This is a genomic window from Oceanobacillus sp. HCA-5259 (assembly GCF_037892815.1).
Classification (GTDB): domain Bacteria; phylum Bacillota; class Bacilli; order Bacillales; family Amphibacillaceae; genus Oceanobacillus; species Oceanobacillus indicireducens.
Genome location: NZ_JBBKBV010000005.1, coordinates 30,068 through 44,031 on the forward strand (window position 1 = coordinate 30,068; position 13,964 = coordinate 44,031).

Below are 13,964 nucleotides of genomic sequence, written 5' to 3' on the forward strand. Positions count from 1 at the left end.
AGGGATATAAAGCTAAATATATGAAAAGTAAACGAGGGGGTGGTTAAAGTGAAAATACTTGAAACGAAGAGACTGTATTTAAGGGAAATGGTTTTAGAAGATATAGAAGAGTTATCAAAGGTTCTTTCTGACCCTAAATCGATGCAACACTACCCAGAGGCATTTAGCAAAGACAAGGTGGGAAAATGGATTCAATGGAATATTGATAACTATAATAAATATAACCATGGATTATGGGCTGTAATCTTAAAAGGTGGAGAAAATTTCATTGGAGATTGTGGAATTACCATGCAAATAATTGAAAAAGAAACAGTACCGGAGCTTGGATTTCATATTATAAAGGACTATTGGAATAAAGGATATGCAACAGAAGCCGCACTTGCATGTAAGGAGTATGCGTTTAGGGTATTAAATTATCCCAAGCTTTTTTCGTATACTACAGCTCAAAATATTCCATCGCAAAAGGTAGCGGAAAAAATAGGGATGCAGAAATATAAGGTATTTGAAAAAAATGGAGAAAAACAAATTGCTCAAGTAGCCGTTAATACTTTGAATCAGTAAATTTGCTCAAATAGGATATTTAAATGCATGTAGCATCTATCTAAGATATTCATGCAAACTGTTCGGCATTTAAATGGGAGATGAACATATGAATATTAATTCTATATCAATTAGAAAAATGAAACATACTGATTATGAGGTAATGGCTCAATGGCTAAGTACAAAAGAGGTTTTAGAATTCTATGGGGATGCGAATTCTCCATTTACATTGCAACAAGTTAAGAATAAATATGAACCAAGAGTGAATGGTGATATACCTGTAATTCCTTATATCGTTGAGTTAGACAACACTCCCATTGGTTTTATGCAACAATATAAATTAAATGAGGAAAAACAAAAAGAATTTGGATATCCTAAACATTCAACTGTTTATGGAATTGATCAAGATGTAGATATGATTATTTTAGACCCTGCTGTTTCCAATGTTAGGGCAATAAGGTGTTATGAAAAATGCGGATTCAGAAAGATTAAAAAAATTAATAGGGGATTATTTTGAGTTCTACTGCTAATTTGCCTCTAACAGACGTTGAAAAAGCCAAGCTTAGAAAAGCTAAAGTAAAGATTATGGAGTTACATACTTTTGAGAAAGAACATATAGCAGAGATGTTAGACGTTTCGCTTGAAAGAGCTAAGATTTTAAAGGGATTAGCAGACTTAAAGCGCGTTCCTTCGATTGGTTTTTAACTAGCTGAAAAACTAGTTTTTCAATTGGGATTTTCTTCATTATTGGAAGTCAAGGAAAGAAACGGTGCCAAGCTCTTTGATGAATTAGAGCAAAAGTTAGGCGTGTGGACTGATAGTTGTGTTGAAGATCAAATACGCTGCGTAATTCACTTTGCTAAAAATCCTCAGAGTAAAAAACAATGGTTTGATTTTACAGAAGAACGTAAGACTTTTTAGCAATTTACGCTGTTGCTCATTCAATTGAATATACTTGTGCGTGTATTGATATTAAACCATCAACGGTATAGAGATGGATTAACAATGATAAATTATTTAAATATAACTTTAATGTCGTATCAGAGAAACAAGGGGAATAGATATTAGTTTTACTTCATATCTTTTTTCCTCCTCTAGTTAACATAATATAAATTATGAGAAGCTACATTAAAAACAGCATTTATTATCTCAATAACAAAGTATACTCTTGATAGTGAGATATTTTAACAAAAACTACGAAATGTACTTAAATCAAAAAACCATGCAAATGATATGCACGGCTTTTTTGTGTAAAACGATTTAAATACAATTGTTTTTCTTATCTGTCCTCATAGAACTGGCGATTGAGTGTAATATACTCAGATTCTGATTCCGGAACTTCATCCTCAATGAAAATCGCTTCCACCGGACAAACTGCTTCACAGGCTCCACAATCTATACAAATATCTGGATCGATATAAAACATATCTTCGCCTTCTTCAATACAATCAACTGGACAAACTTCAACACATTCGCCAGCTTTTTCAGTTTTACATGGTGATGTAATTACAAATGCCAAATCGAACGCCTCCTTTAGCAGCTAAGTTTTACCACGTTAATTATACATGAACCCTTGCTAACGAACAAAGATTATTAGAGTTTAAACAACTCTAGGCCTTTTTGAAATTAAATTTCTTTAAAATAATCCTTTAAAAATCCACCAACTCGGTTGCTATTGTCGATAATGAAGTAAAACTCGTCTGTTTCATTGATTACATCATAAACTTTTCCCGCGGTTAATTTATTATGGACAACGAATTTTGCTGCATTTGTATGAACGCACTCAATTTGTTTAATTGCTGCTCTTTTTTCCCAATCTAAATGAATCATATTCTACTCCTTCTTAGTTTACATAATAAAGTTATCGTAAATTTGTGGTTTTTACTCATTGAATAAATGTAAATACTGACCGTATCCTTCTTCTTTCATCTTCTCTTTAGGTATAAAACGCATTGCTGCGGAATTAATACAATATCGTAATCCGCCTGCCTCGGCCGGCCCATCTTCAAAAACATGTCCTAAATGGGAATCAGCAGAGCCGCTTCTCACTTCTGTACGGATCATGCCATGGGATGTATCCATATTTTCTTTTATTTCATATTGGTCAATCGGTCGTGTAAAGCTTGGCCAACCGCAATTTGCATCGTACTGATCTTTCGACGAGAATAACGGTTTTCCGGATATGATGTCTACATATATTCCATCTTTAAAATTATTCCAGTACTCATTTTTAAATGGCAACTCCGTACCATTTTCCTGAGTTACATGATACTGTAATGGTGTTAATTTTTTCTTTAATTCCTCTTTGTCATACGTTTCTTTCCAATTGTTATTAATAAAATCTTCTCTTCCTGAACCTTTTTTGTATAAACGATAGTGGAACGACTGTTTCTTATAATAATCCTGGTGTTCTTCTTCTGCCGGATAGAACGTCTTAGCTGGAAGTATCTTTGTTACAATCGGCTTGGAGAATTTCCCACTTGCCTCAAGCGCCTGTTTTGATTCTTCCGCAATCGCCCTTTGTTCTTCATTGTGATAGAAGATTGCTGTTTGATACGATTCCCCTCTATCATTGAATTGTCCACCTGGATCAGTCGGGTCAATCTGTTGCCAGTACGTTTCTACAAGTTCTTTGTATGGCATCAATGCAGGGTCAAATGTAATTTCAACTGCTTCGACATGCCCTGTTGTATTGGAACATACTTGTTCATAGGTAGGGTTTTCTACATGACCACCTGTATATCCTGAAACGACACGTTCAATACCCGGGCGGCTGTCAAAGGGTTCAACCATGCACCAAAAACAGCCGCCGGCAAACGTAGCTTTTTCTAAAGAATTAGACATGAATTATTCCTCCAGTGCTCTAGTGATAATATCTATTTTTCCGTTTTTTTATTTAAAATGCAAGTATACTGCATATTTTTCATATATAAAGCTTTGGAGTTGATAAACCAGTTCTCTTTTCCACTTTCTTCTCTACCTTTTCCGTTGCTATATCTTTTTCTTTTTCATTTCCTTTTTCTTCACCTGTACCCTCTGCTTCCTTTTTTTCCTCCCCTTCCTCCTCTTCGGGGTCATCGATATTTTTAAAGGCTTTTACCATCCGATACATGGCTGGTAAATTTTTTAACATTGGCCCGTACTCCTTAATAATTGGTGTCGTCGTTTCTACGACTCTTAAAACCTGCTGTATATTATTCAGTATACCCGAAAAACCACTAATACCTTTACTGATTTGAGGATTATTTAATAAATTTCCCGAAGTTAGTTGCTGCAAGCTTACTGGAAAACGGCTGCGTCGCACTGGAGGTTGTGGGGGATTTCCAAACAAAAAGGAATTCATTCCTTGAGGTGGTTGTTGCCTATAATGGTAATTCAGGTTTCTTTGTCTTGGTCCGAGCATCTTCTCACCCCTGCCTTCTATTGCTTACTTTTATAATGTACGTAACACCTGATGAAAAAGTGTAGGCAATATATTATTTCCCGGGCAAGCGCAGGAATCAGCATAAAATTGCATGTTTGCAGTGTTTTCTTCGGTTTCTTTGACGAATCCTGTCAAATAAATTTCAAACAAACGTTTGATTTAATATATTCTGTCCATCCACACTGTATTTACCATTGAGCGCAAACGAATCAAAAAAGAGGATGGAACTGTTCTGCACCTTCCTCTTCCGTTCCCTTACAAAAAATTGCATTAAAAAATGAGGCTGATCATTCCCTAGCCTCATTTTTATCTATTATGATATAAATCCCATACTTCATCAAACGTGCGAAGTGCGCCTGGAAATGGACTATTCCACTCCAGGTAATCACTTATTTCATTGTAATCATCCGAATGCTTTGGGAAATCGTGCTCTCGAAAAACCCACTCGGCCAACTTACATTTGTCATCGGGAACTTTCATCCCGCGGAAAGTCATCAAATGCTGATAAAATGTCTTCAAGAAAACACCTCAATCTATTCTTCTCATCAGGTTGATGAATCATTTTGGTTCATAAATTCCTCATGTTTTTTTAACTTTCTCTTATACACTATCTTAGATAACTGCACGCCTATTTCGTAAAGAAGAATTAATGGGACGGCTACAACGAGCTGTAAAACAAAGTCAGGAGGTGTGATTAACACTCCAATTATGATCAAGCCGAAATATGCATATTTTCTATTTTTAATCATGAAGTCTGGAGTAAGTATGCCTAGACTCGTTAAAAACATAACAATAATCGGTAATTCAAACAGTAAAGCAAATGGTACTGTAACTCGAAATAGGAATGAAAAATAGCGATCGACTGTAAACATAATATTAAACATTCCGTCGTTCAACGATAACAGGAATGGCATGATCAGTTCTACGAAAACAAAATAGCCAAAGATGAGTCCACCAATAAATAAAAGAAATACTACCGGTATATAACCGATTGTCGCTTTTCTTTCGTGTGGAAGTAAACCAGGCTTAACAAAGGCCCAAATTTGATACGTAAGAAGTGGAATGGTTCCAACAATCGCAACCAGCCCTGCCATGGAGAAATAAATCCAAATAATTTCTGTTGGACTAATTGCCGTTAATTCCAAGTCTATATCGTTAACAAAAAACCAATAAATATCTCTAATGTAGATAAATCCGACAATGAAGAAACCGATAAAGAAAAGCGCGGTAACGATTAATCGGTTACGCAGTTCAGAAAGATGGTCAACGAGATTCATCTCTTTTTCTTCAATTTGACCTTTTTTAGCCATTTAAGAAACACCCCTAATCGAAAAAACACATAAAAGAAGATGTAAGGTAAAATAGAAACTTACATCTTCTTTTATCCGAAATTATTTTTTGAATTGGAATAATGTATTACTGTTTATTATTCTCTTCATCTTCAGTTTCAGTTAATCCCTTTGTTGCATTCTTAAATTCTTTCAGTGAATGCCCAAAAGCTTTACCAATTTCCGGAAGTTTATTTGGGCCAAATACAATAAGAGCAACAATTAAAATTAATATTAATCCAGGGATTCCGATATTACTTAGCATGTTCCTTCACCCCATTTATTTGGACTTGGTGTCATCATTCACAATGGATTTAACTTCTTTTATTTCATCTGTAACACCGCTAGTTAAATCATTTGTGGACTTCTTAAATTCCCGTAACGTATCACCAGCAGCCTTACCAATTTGTGGAAGTTTATCTGGTCCGAAAACAATAAGAGCAACAATCAGAATAAGAATTAATCCTGGAAACCCTATATTTGCCAGCATGTTTATCATCTCCGTTTTAAGTATAAGTCTATGATGCTAACCATTAGTATATAGCATTAGAAGAATCTGTACAAGTTCTATTCCTTATTCTTCCGTTCATAAACAAGATAATAATAATCATAAGGGTTCTTTTCATCTTTCTTCCCTTTCGTTTTCCCGGTTAATTCCCATTCATCTAAGGAAATGGATGGGAAGAACGTATCTCCTGCAAAATCTTCATCAATCCATGTAATGTATAACCGGTCAGCAAAAGGAAGTACTTGCTTAAAAATATCTCCTCCACCAATCACAAAATATTCTTCTTGCGGATTGTCATCATTCCATGTTTTGATTGGTTCCAAGTCATGGATCACTTCGACTTCTTCTGGAAATTCATAGTTCCCTCTTGTAAGGACAACATGCTTCCGATTCGGTAAGACGCGACCAATCGATTCAAATGTTTTTCTCCCCATAATGATCGTGTGACCTGTCGTTGTTTCTTTGAAATAACGTAGATCATCCGGCAAATGCCAAGGTAAATCATTGTCGGACCCAATTACATGATTACGGTCCATTGCTACGAGTAAGGAAATCATCGTTAACTCCTCCTTTCTATACAGCAATCGGAGCTCTAATAGCTGGATGCGGATTATAGTCAATTAATTCAAAATCGGATAGTTCAAAATCAAATACCGATTGCTTGTCCGTATTCAATTTCAATTTCGGTAACGGACGTACCTCCCTTTTGAGTTGAGTCTTCACTTGTTCCAGATGGTTGGAATAAATATGAGCATCTCCAATCGTATGGACGAATTCTCCTACTTCCAAATCGCATTCATGGGCAATCAAATGCGTCAAGAGCGCATAACTAGCGATATTAAATGGTACACCTAGGAATGTGTCTCCACTGCGCTGGTATAATTGGCACGACAATTTGCCGTCTGCTACATAAAACTGGAATAGTGTGTGACATGGTGGTAAGGCCATGAATGGAATGTCTTCCGGGTTCCATGCGGACACGATATGTCTGCGTGAATCGGGATTATTGCGGATCGAGTCAATGACATCCTTCAGCTGGTCAATCGCTTCTCCTGATTTTGTTTCCCAGTGACGCCACTGCTTACCGTAGACAAATCCTAAATCACCGTATTTACTTGCAAACGCATCGTCGGTTAAAATTTTTTCCTTGAAAGTTTCCATTTGTTTTTTGTATTCTAAATTAAAGGCCTCATCCTGTAAACTACGATGACCGAAATCCGTCATATCCGGTCCATCATAATCGTCACTCTCCACCCACTTTTCAAAAGCCCATTCATTCCAAATATTATTATTGTTTTCTAAAAGGTAACGGATATTCGTATCCCCTTTAATAAACCAAAGCAGCTCAGAAGCAATCAGATTAAAGTTTACTTTCTTCGTTGTAAGTAATGGAAAGCCTTCACTTAAATCAAAGCGCATTTGGTGACCGAAAACAGAGTATGTACCTGTTCCCGTCCGGTCCGCTTTCTTATTTCCATTTTCTAAAATTAAACGGCATAAATCCAGATATGCCTGTTCTCCTTGTACCATGTCGATACCCTCCCATTGTTAATATTCCCCTTCTTTCTCCCATCTATTTATCTGTTCCCCACTCTTTATGAAACTGATCTAGAAATAAAAGCATCCAGCGATGGCGTTCCATTGCAATCTGTTTTGCGTAAGAAGTATGGAGCTTATCTTTTATTTTCAATAATTTATCATAAAAATGTTGGATGGAAGTATGCGGATTACCCTGTTTATAGATCAATTGATTGTTCGCTCCACCATACTGGAAAGTCCGTGCAATCCCAATTGCTCCGATAGCGTCCAGCCGGTCAGCATCTTGTACAATCTTCCCAGTCCAAGTAGCAGGTGTTTTTCCCTCTTTAAAAGAAATAGTTGAAATAACATGATTGATATCATGTTTCGCTTGATTATGGATGGAGATATGATCTAAAAATATATTCATTTCATTAATCGCTTGGTCTGGGTCTGAGAAGAGTTTACGGTCCCCAACATCATGAAGCCATCCGGCAGCCTCACATAAGAAAGGGTCACGGCCTTCTTCTTTTGCGATTTTCTTTGCCATTAAAGCAACACGTCGCATATGTTCATAATCATGTCCTGTTGGATCATTATGGAATAACTGATATGTAAATTCACGAATTTCGTTTAATTGCTGCTGTTGGATTTCGTCCATCCTCTACCCCCTTTTTTCTATATTACTTTATTTTGTATAGGAATGCATTTGATTCATTCGTTTTTCCGACAAACTAATATTTAAAAAGATTCAGAAAAAAATACTGTAAATTTCTTGACTAGTCTAATTAAATGAGTTATCATAGGTTCAACAAAGCAGAAGTACGGATTCATTAAACACAAGACAGCTTCCAAAGAAGTGGGTGTAATTGTAATCCTACTCTCTAGAAAGCTGTCTCTTTTAATGTTTTTTGGCCTCTACTTTGTATTATAACCACGTTTTACGTGAAAGGTTTTAGGAGGAGTTTACATGCAAAACGGAGTAGTAAAATGGTTCAACGCAGAAAAAGGGTTTGGATTTATTCAGCTGGAAGAAGGAAATGACGTCTTCGTACATTATTCAGCAATCCAAGAAGAAGGTTTCAAAACGTTAGAGGAAGGTCAAGAAGTTTCCTTTGAAATCGTTGAAGGCGAACGCGGCCCGCAAGCAGCTAACGTAACAAAATTATAAAAAATTCCTAAGCAGTATTCGTAACAGAATACTGCTTTTTTTGTTTTCCGGAATCCTGAAAATCCTCAGGATTCTTTTTTACCCTCCCTTTTTAGACTTTTCTAAATTCGAGTAGTCTTTTAGCTAAACTTCACACAACGTTCAAATACTTTTATAACTAAAAGGTTAGTAAAATCGTTATTTCAAAGAGTATGCGAAGTATTGAACATATTGTGAAAAGTATCTGGAAGGGATAAATTCTATTTTCATTTTGTGTATGATGAAAATAGCAGCACATCAAACTTCTAGGAGGGGTGAAGGAATGAATACTGAAAAGAGAAAGCAGTTGAAATCCAGTCCAGAAAGTGAACCAAATCTAAAAGGAACGCTTATCTCCGTTTCTGTTTTAGGAGTTGTTATCTTAGTAACTTGGTTTGGAGTATTGATGCTATACCTTTCCAGATAAAAAAAGGGAGTGATACAGATGCATTTACACAAGTATGAAAAGTATTGGCTTGGGCTTGGGATAATTGGCCTTATCGCATTCTTATTAATTTTAGGTTTCGGAGCCTTTTATCTAGGGACACACCCACAAAGCCATGGTGAGTTGATTGATCCTGAAAATTTGGAGATGAATGAAGCTTTCCATGAAGAAAATCTTGGCTTGACCAAGGTCGATGAAGGCAGATACGTGTTAAATGTGGTTGCCTCTGCTTTCAATTATAATCTCGGTACAGATGAATCAGGCGCACCGATAAGTCATATCGAAATACCTGCTGGTTCGAAAGTGCTCGTCCAGGCTACGAGTCCAGATGTCGTTCACGGTCTAAATTTCGCTGGAACGAATATCAACATGATGGTTGAGCCCGGTTATGTAAGTGCTTTGGAAGTACAGCTTGATAACCCAGGAGAATACACACTCGTATGTAATGAGTACTGTGGTGTCGGTCATCATATGATGTTTGGGACAATGGAGGTCGTTGAGTAATGGAAACAGCAACAGCACCAGCTAAACAATCTAACGTTTTCCGTAATAAAGGAACAATGGAGCTTCGTTTATCGAAAAATGAACGCAGACTTGTCATGTCCTATATGTATGTCGCATTTATTTCCTTATTTATTGGTGGATTAATGGGATTATTACAAGTACTTGTCCGTTCCGGTAACTTTGAATTGCCTTGGGGAATTAATTATTACACGATCCTAACTGTTCATGGCGTTATTCTAGGCCTAGTACTTACAACTTTTTTCATTATTGGTTTCCAAAATGCCCTAATGGGTAAAACAGTAGGATATTCTAAGAAACAATTGAACTGGGCGTGGATTGGCTTTGCCGTCATGACAATTGGTATGGTTATAGCTGCAATCACCATCTTAGTAGGTAAAGCTAACGTACTTTATACCTTCTATGCTCCACTGCAAGCGCATCCTGCATTTTATACCGGGATCACACTTGTAGTTGTCGGCAGTTGGATTAACGCATTCGTCAATTTCCGTCAGTTCTATTTGTGGAAGAAAAAACATCCAGATGAAAAATCACCACTGCTTGCCTTTATGGTTGTCATTAATATGCTTATGTGGTTGATTGCAACACTTGGAGTTGCTACAGCAATGCTCGTTCAATTTATACCTTGGTCACTTGGTTATAAGAACACAATTAATGTATTACTAAGCCGTACCTTATTCTGGTATTTCGGTCACCCGCTTGTTTATTTTTGGTTATTGCCGGCATATATGGCTTGGTATGCAATTATTCCGAAGATTATCGGAGGGAAAATTTTCAGTGATACACTAGCAAGATTTTCATTTATTCTATTCTTGTTCTTCTCTATCCCAGTTGGTCTGCACCATCAGCTGACAGAACCAGGACTGGACTCAACATGGAAGTTTATTCAAGTCATCTTGACATTTATGGTTGTCATCCCAAGCTTGATGACTGCCTTCTCCATGTTTGCGACGTTTGAAATTACGGGTCGTAAAAAAGGATACGGGGGATTGTTCGGCTGGCTCAAACATTTGCCATGGAGTGATGTAAGATTCCTCGCACCATTTATCGGAATGCTCGCATTTATCCCAGGTGGAGCCGGTGGAATTGTTAATGCTTCTTATCAAATAAACACACTTGTTCATAATACGATTTGGGTTACAGGACATTTCCATTTAACAGCAGCAACGACAGTAGTGTTAACATTTTTCGGGATTGCTTATTGGCTCATCCCCCACTTGACGGGACGTAAGTTAACAAAATCAGTGAACCGTCTCGGAATTATTCAAACGATTCTTTGGACAGTCGGAATGCTGATTATGTCAATATCTATGCATATCCAAGGTTTAATTGGTGGACCGCGTCGTTCCGCCTACTCCGATTACGGGGGGACGGCACAGGCTACAGAATGGGGAGCTTATCAGATGGCTCAAGCAGTCGGTGGTACGATTCTTTTCATTGCGATCGTATTAATGGTATACATTTTCGTTAAAATGATTTTCTTCTCTCCAAAAGGTGAAGAAGAATTCCCGATTGCTCAGGAAGAAGACAATGCAGAACCAACGCCAAGATGGACAGAGAACTGGAAGTTGTGGATTGCCATTACGCTTGTATTGATTCTCTTTGCATATACAGTTCCGATAATGGATGTCATTCAAAATGCACCTCCAGGATCAGCACCATTCGATTGGCCAATTGGAAATAGCTAATCAACATAAGAGGACAAAGATTCATTAAACGAATCTTTGTCCTTTTTTGCAGCTCTAGTAATAATTCCGAGTTATGCTTGACTTTTCGTTCATAATTTAATACAACGCTCGTGATAGTTTCCCATGCAATTAGAAATTATATATCCGGCTGTATTTTTCTGTTAGGTAATTAACTAAAAGTGTCGGGTTTAAAGATTCATTGGTGATGTCCTGTAGCAGCTCCAAGGGCTTTTTCATTTTGCCATATTGATGAATATTTTCTTTCAGCCAATTCGTAATCGGAGACAAATCGCCAGACTGCACAATCGAATCTACATCCATCTGCTGGTTCAACGTACTGTAAAATTGCGCAGCATACATATACCCTAACGCATAAGACGGGAAATAGCCGAAATCTCCACTCGACCAATGGATATCTTGTAACACCCCTTCTCCATCATTCGCGGGCTCAATACCAAGATAATCAACCATTTTCTCATTCCATAAGGCAGGAAGATCTTTCACTTCGATTTCTCCATTAATCAACGCTTTCTCCAGTTCATAACGAACCATAATATGGAGTGCATACGTAAGCTCATCTGCTTCAATTCTGATTAATGTCGGTTTTACTTCATTGATCGCTCGGTAAAATTCATCAACATCCAACTCTTTGAAAAAATCCGGTGCGAAGGATTTAAACTTCTCATAGTTCGCCTTCCAAAATCCATCGCTTCTGCCGATCAAGTTTTCCCAGAATAATGATTGCGACTCGTGAATGCCCATGGATGTTCCGGTGGCAAGTGGTGTGTGGGCAAGCTGTGGATGGATATTTTGCTCGTATAAAGCATGACCACCTTCGTGAATAATTCCAAACACTGCCATGCGGAAATCATTTTCGTCGTATCTCGTTGTAATCCGAACATCGTGCAGATTTAATGTAATTTCAAACGGATGAATCGTATCATCTAATCTTCCCGCTTCAAAGTCATAGTTCATCTGCTTTAATACATCAATTGCAAAGTTACGTTGTTGTTCTTTCGGAAAATAACCAAGTACAATGGACGAATCAACATTCGCCTTACTATTATTCACTTTTTCCCGTAACTGAGTTAAGGATTCACGTAGTGCTGGGAATACTTCATCGAGCGTTTTTACGGTCATGCCTGGCTCATATTGATCTAATAGAGCATCATAAATATGGCCTTCGTATCCCCAATAATTCGCGAACCTTTTATTGAAGTCCACTAACTTTTCCAAATAGGGCTGGAATAATTGGAAATCAGCTTTCTCCCTGGCTTCTTGCCATGCTGCTTCAGCTTGTCCTTGTAAAGTGACATATTCCTTGTACTCAGCTTGAGGAATCTTATGGTTCCGTTCATAATCCAATTCACATTCTTCAACTGCTTTTTGAATGACTTCATCATCCGTCTTGTTCTTTAGTTCGTCAATGAATTGTTTCATTTTATCAGATGTCTGCATCTCATGAACTTTAGCAGAAAGAATTCCAATTGCTTTTGAACGGGATTCAACACCTTTTTTTGGTATTTTCGTCCGTAAATCCCAATGGGCGAGTGAAATTAATTCATGATAAGCATCAATTTCTTGTAAGTATGCCAGAAAATCTTTTTCCAAATTGCTTTTAGTCATCATTTATTCCCCCTTTACTTTTTTACCAAAATATTGATAATAATTCGTTTGGATAAAACCATTGAATAACTTTCTCTTCTTCGTTGCCTGCTGACCATATTGTTTTTCAAATGTCTCAAATGCTGTAATGATATAGACACTCCAGGATGGATAGTTCCTCATCACTTGACCAAGGTCATTATACATCTGAATGACTTCATCCCGCTCATTTAGCCGTTCACCATACGGCGGGTTACTTACCAAATATCCATTTTCCTTCTGTATAGACAGATCTGCTACTTGCATTTGTTTCCATGTTACAAGATCGCTTAGCCCCGCTTCAATTGCGTTTTCACTTGCTGCTTGGATCATCTTATGACTGATGTCAGAACCTGTTATATCTAAAGGCTGATCATAGTTGGCAAGATCTTCAGCTTCTATTAAAGCTTCATCCCAAAACTTGCTTCTAATCCATGACCATTTTTCTGAAACAAATTCCCGGTTAAAACCTGGTGCGATATTCTGTCCGATAAGGGCTGCCTCAATTGGAATGGTTCCCGAGCCACAGAACGGATCGATAAACGGCTCATCCGGCTTCCAGTTCGTTAATAAAACGAGGGCTGCAGCAAGTGTTTCTTTTAAGGGAGCTTCCCCTTGTCCAACCCGGTAACCGCGTTTATGAAGACCTGCTCCAGAAGTGTCTAATGTTAATGTCGCCACATCATTCAACAGGGAAATTTCTACTTTAAATAATGCTCCTGTTTCCGGCATTTTAGAGACCATGCCATATTTCAATTTCAATCGCTCTGCAATTGCTTTCTTCACGATTGCTTGACAGTCTGGAACACTATATAACGTTGATTTAACGGATTTGCCACTTACAGGAAATTGTCCATCCTCTGCAATATAATTCTCCCAATTTAATGCCTTCGTTCCCTCGAATAATTCATCAAATGTTTTGGCTTCAAATTCACCTACGATAATTTTCACACGGTCTGCTGTACGCAACCATAAATTACAGCGCGGGATTGCAGAAATAGGAGCTTCAAAGATCACTTTTCCATTATCTACTTCTACTTCATAGCCTAATTGCTTAACTTCCATTGCGACAATTGATTCAAGTCCCATCGCTGCTGTTGCAAGTAATTTCACCTTTTGCATACATGATAATTCCCTTCATTTACAGATTATTTTTAG

Annotated in this window: 20 protein-coding genes and 1 pseudogene; 8 read left to right on the forward strand and 13 right to left on the reverse strand. The window is 37.4% G+C overall.

The annotated features are described in order from the left end of the window. Positions 1 to 48: 48 nt before the first annotated feature. The 4 genes and pseudogenes from WKU33_RS04495 to WKU33_RS04510 form a co-directional block, all read left to right on the forward strand. A complete protein-coding gene (locus WKU33_RS04495; RefSeq protein WP_156855835.1) occupies positions 49 to 561 on the forward strand; it encodes a GNAT family N-acetyltransferase in 513 nt (170 codons plus the stop codon). A gap of 88 nt (positions 562 to 649) precedes the next feature. Then, complete coding sequence (locus tag WKU33_RS04500; RefSeq protein WP_340453439.1) at positions 650 to 1,057, forward strand: GNAT family N-acetyltransferase; 408 nt, start codon at positions 650 to 652, stop codon at positions 1,055 to 1,057. Continuing rightward, the gene (locus WKU33_RS04505; RefSeq protein ID WP_340453441.1) at positions 1,054 to 1,245 is read left to right on the forward strand and encodes a hypothetical protein; all 192 of its coding nucleotides are present in this window, start codon (positions 1,054 to 1,056) and stop codon (positions 1,243 to 1,245) included. Before WKU33_RS04500 ends, WKU33_RS04505 begins: the two co-directional genes overlap by 4 nt. A gap of 15 nt (positions 1,246 to 1,260) precedes the next feature. Beyond that, positions 1,261 to 1,461 (forward strand): annotated as a pseudogene (locus tag WKU33_RS04510) (helix-hairpin-helix domain-containing protein); the annotation flags it as partial. Positions 1,462 to 1,819: 358 nt separating this feature from the next. Here WKU33_RS04510 and WKU33_RS04515 read toward each other — a convergent pair. The 11 genes from WKU33_RS04515 to WKU33_RS04565 form a co-directional block, all read right to left on the reverse strand. Further along, positions 1,820 to 2,059, reverse strand: a complete 240-nt coding sequence (locus tag WKU33_RS04515) for an indolepyruvate ferredoxin oxidoreductase subunit alpha (protein WP_156855837.1) — start codon at positions 2,057 to 2,059, stop codon at positions 1,820 to 1,822. 107 nt (positions 2,060 to 2,166) lie between these two features. Further along, on the reverse strand, positions 2,167 to 2,370 hold the full coding sequence (locus WKU33_RS04520; RefSeq protein ID WP_156855838.1) for a DUF6501 family protein: 204 nt from the start codon (positions 2,368 to 2,370) through the stop codon (positions 2,167 to 2,169). 51 nt (positions 2,371 to 2,421) lie between these two features. Beyond that, the gene (gene msrB / locus WKU33_RS04525) at positions 2,422 to 3,384 is read right to left on the reverse strand and encodes a peptide-methionine (R)-S-oxide reductase MsrB (RefSeq protein WP_340453444.1); all 963 of its coding nucleotides are present in this window, start codon (positions 3,382 to 3,384) and stop codon (positions 2,422 to 2,424) included. Between the two features lie 79 nt (positions 3,385 to 3,463). Next, positions 3,464 to 3,943 carry a VrrA/YqfQ family protein gene (vrrA, locus tag WKU33_RS04530; RefSeq protein ID WP_340453446.1) on the reverse strand — a complete coding sequence of 160 codons (480 nt, stop codon included), beginning with the start codon at positions 3,941 to 3,943 and terminating at the stop codon, positions 3,464 to 3,466. Between the two features lie 327 nt (positions 3,944 to 4,270). Beyond that, on the reverse strand, positions 4,271 to 4,483 hold the full coding sequence (locus WKU33_RS04535) for a YozE family protein (protein WP_156855841.1): 213 nt from the start codon (positions 4,481 to 4,483) through the stop codon (positions 4,271 to 4,273). 26 nt (positions 4,484 to 4,509) lie between these two features. Continuing rightward, on the reverse strand, positions 4,510 to 5,274 hold the full coding sequence (gene tatC / locus WKU33_RS04540; RefSeq protein WP_156855842.1) for a twin-arginine translocase subunit TatC: 765 nt from the start codon (positions 5,272 to 5,274) through the stop codon (positions 4,510 to 4,512). Positions 5,275 to 5,380: 106 nt separating this feature from the next. After that, a complete protein-coding gene (gene tatA, locus WKU33_RS04545) occupies positions 5,381 to 5,557 on the reverse strand; it encodes a twin-arginine translocase TatA/TatE family subunit (RefSeq protein ID WP_156855843.1) in 177 nt (58 codons plus the stop codon). 15 nt (positions 5,558 to 5,572) lie between these two features. Continuing rightward, positions 5,573 to 5,782, reverse strand: a complete 210-nt coding sequence (gene tatA, locus WKU33_RS04550) for a twin-arginine translocase TatA/TatE family subunit (protein ID WP_156855844.1) — start codon at positions 5,780 to 5,782, stop codon at positions 5,573 to 5,575. Positions 5,783 to 5,859: 77 nt separating this feature from the next. Further along, complete coding sequence (locus tag WKU33_RS04555; RefSeq protein WP_340453449.1) at positions 5,860 to 6,357, reverse strand: dihydrofolate reductase; 498 nt, start codon at positions 6,355 to 6,357, stop codon at positions 5,860 to 5,862. A gap of 16 nt (positions 6,358 to 6,373) precedes the next feature. After that, positions 6,374 to 7,330 (reverse strand): thymidylate synthase, encoded by a 957-nt coding sequence (locus WKU33_RS04560; RefSeq protein ID WP_336251545.1) that lies wholly within the window; start codon positions 7,328 to 7,330, stop codon positions 6,374 to 6,376. Positions 7,331 to 7,373: 43 nt separating this feature from the next. Then, on the reverse strand, positions 7,374 to 7,979 hold the full coding sequence (locus WKU33_RS04565) for an HD domain-containing protein (protein WP_336251544.1): 606 nt from the start codon (positions 7,977 to 7,979) through the stop codon (positions 7,374 to 7,376). A 309-nt stretch (positions 7,980 to 8,288) separates the two neighbouring features. Here WKU33_RS04565 and WKU33_RS04570 point away from each other — a divergent pair, with 309 nt between their 5' ends. The 4 genes from WKU33_RS04570 to WKU33_RS04585 all read left to right on the forward strand — a co-directional run bounded on the left by WKU33_RS04570 (position 8,289) and on the right by WKU33_RS04585 (position 11,162). Continuing rightward, complete coding sequence (locus WKU33_RS04570) at positions 8,289 to 8,489, forward strand: cold-shock protein (protein ID WP_156855848.1); 201 nt, start codon at positions 8,289 to 8,291, stop codon at positions 8,487 to 8,489. Between the two features lie 301 nt (positions 8,490 to 8,790). Then, complete coding sequence (locus WKU33_RS04575) at positions 8,791 to 8,934, forward strand: cytochrome c oxidase subunit 2A (protein WP_156855849.1); 144 nt, start codon at positions 8,791 to 8,793, stop codon at positions 8,932 to 8,934. An 18-nt stretch (positions 8,935 to 8,952) separates the two neighbouring features. After that, positions 8,953 to 9,456 (forward strand): cytochrome B5, encoded by a 504-nt coding sequence (locus WKU33_RS04580; RefSeq protein WP_156855850.1) that lies wholly within the window; start codon positions 8,953 to 8,955, stop codon positions 9,454 to 9,456. 56 nt (positions 9,457 to 9,512) lie between these two features. Further along, entirely contained in the window at positions 9,513 to 11,162 is a 1,650-nt protein-coding gene (locus tag WKU33_RS04585; protein ID WP_336251577.1) for a b(o/a)3-type cytochrome-c oxidase subunit 1, read from the forward strand. 129 nt (positions 11,163 to 11,291) lie between these two features. Here the strand turns inward: WKU33_RS04585 and WKU33_RS04590 are convergent, their stop codons facing one another. Both WKU33_RS04590 and WKU33_RS04595 read right to left on the reverse strand, forming a co-directional pair. Beyond that, a complete protein-coding gene (locus WKU33_RS04590; protein ID WP_445321680.1) occupies positions 11,292 to 12,791 on the reverse strand; it encodes a carboxypeptidase M32 in 1,500 nt (499 codons plus the stop codon). Next, positions 12,792 to 13,928, reverse strand: coding sequence for a THUMP domain-containing class I SAM-dependent RNA methyltransferase (locus WKU33_RS04595; protein WP_336251543.1), 1,137 nt, complete (start codon positions 13,926 to 13,928; stop codon positions 12,792 to 12,794). Positions 13,929 to 13,964: the final 36 nt, after the last annotated feature.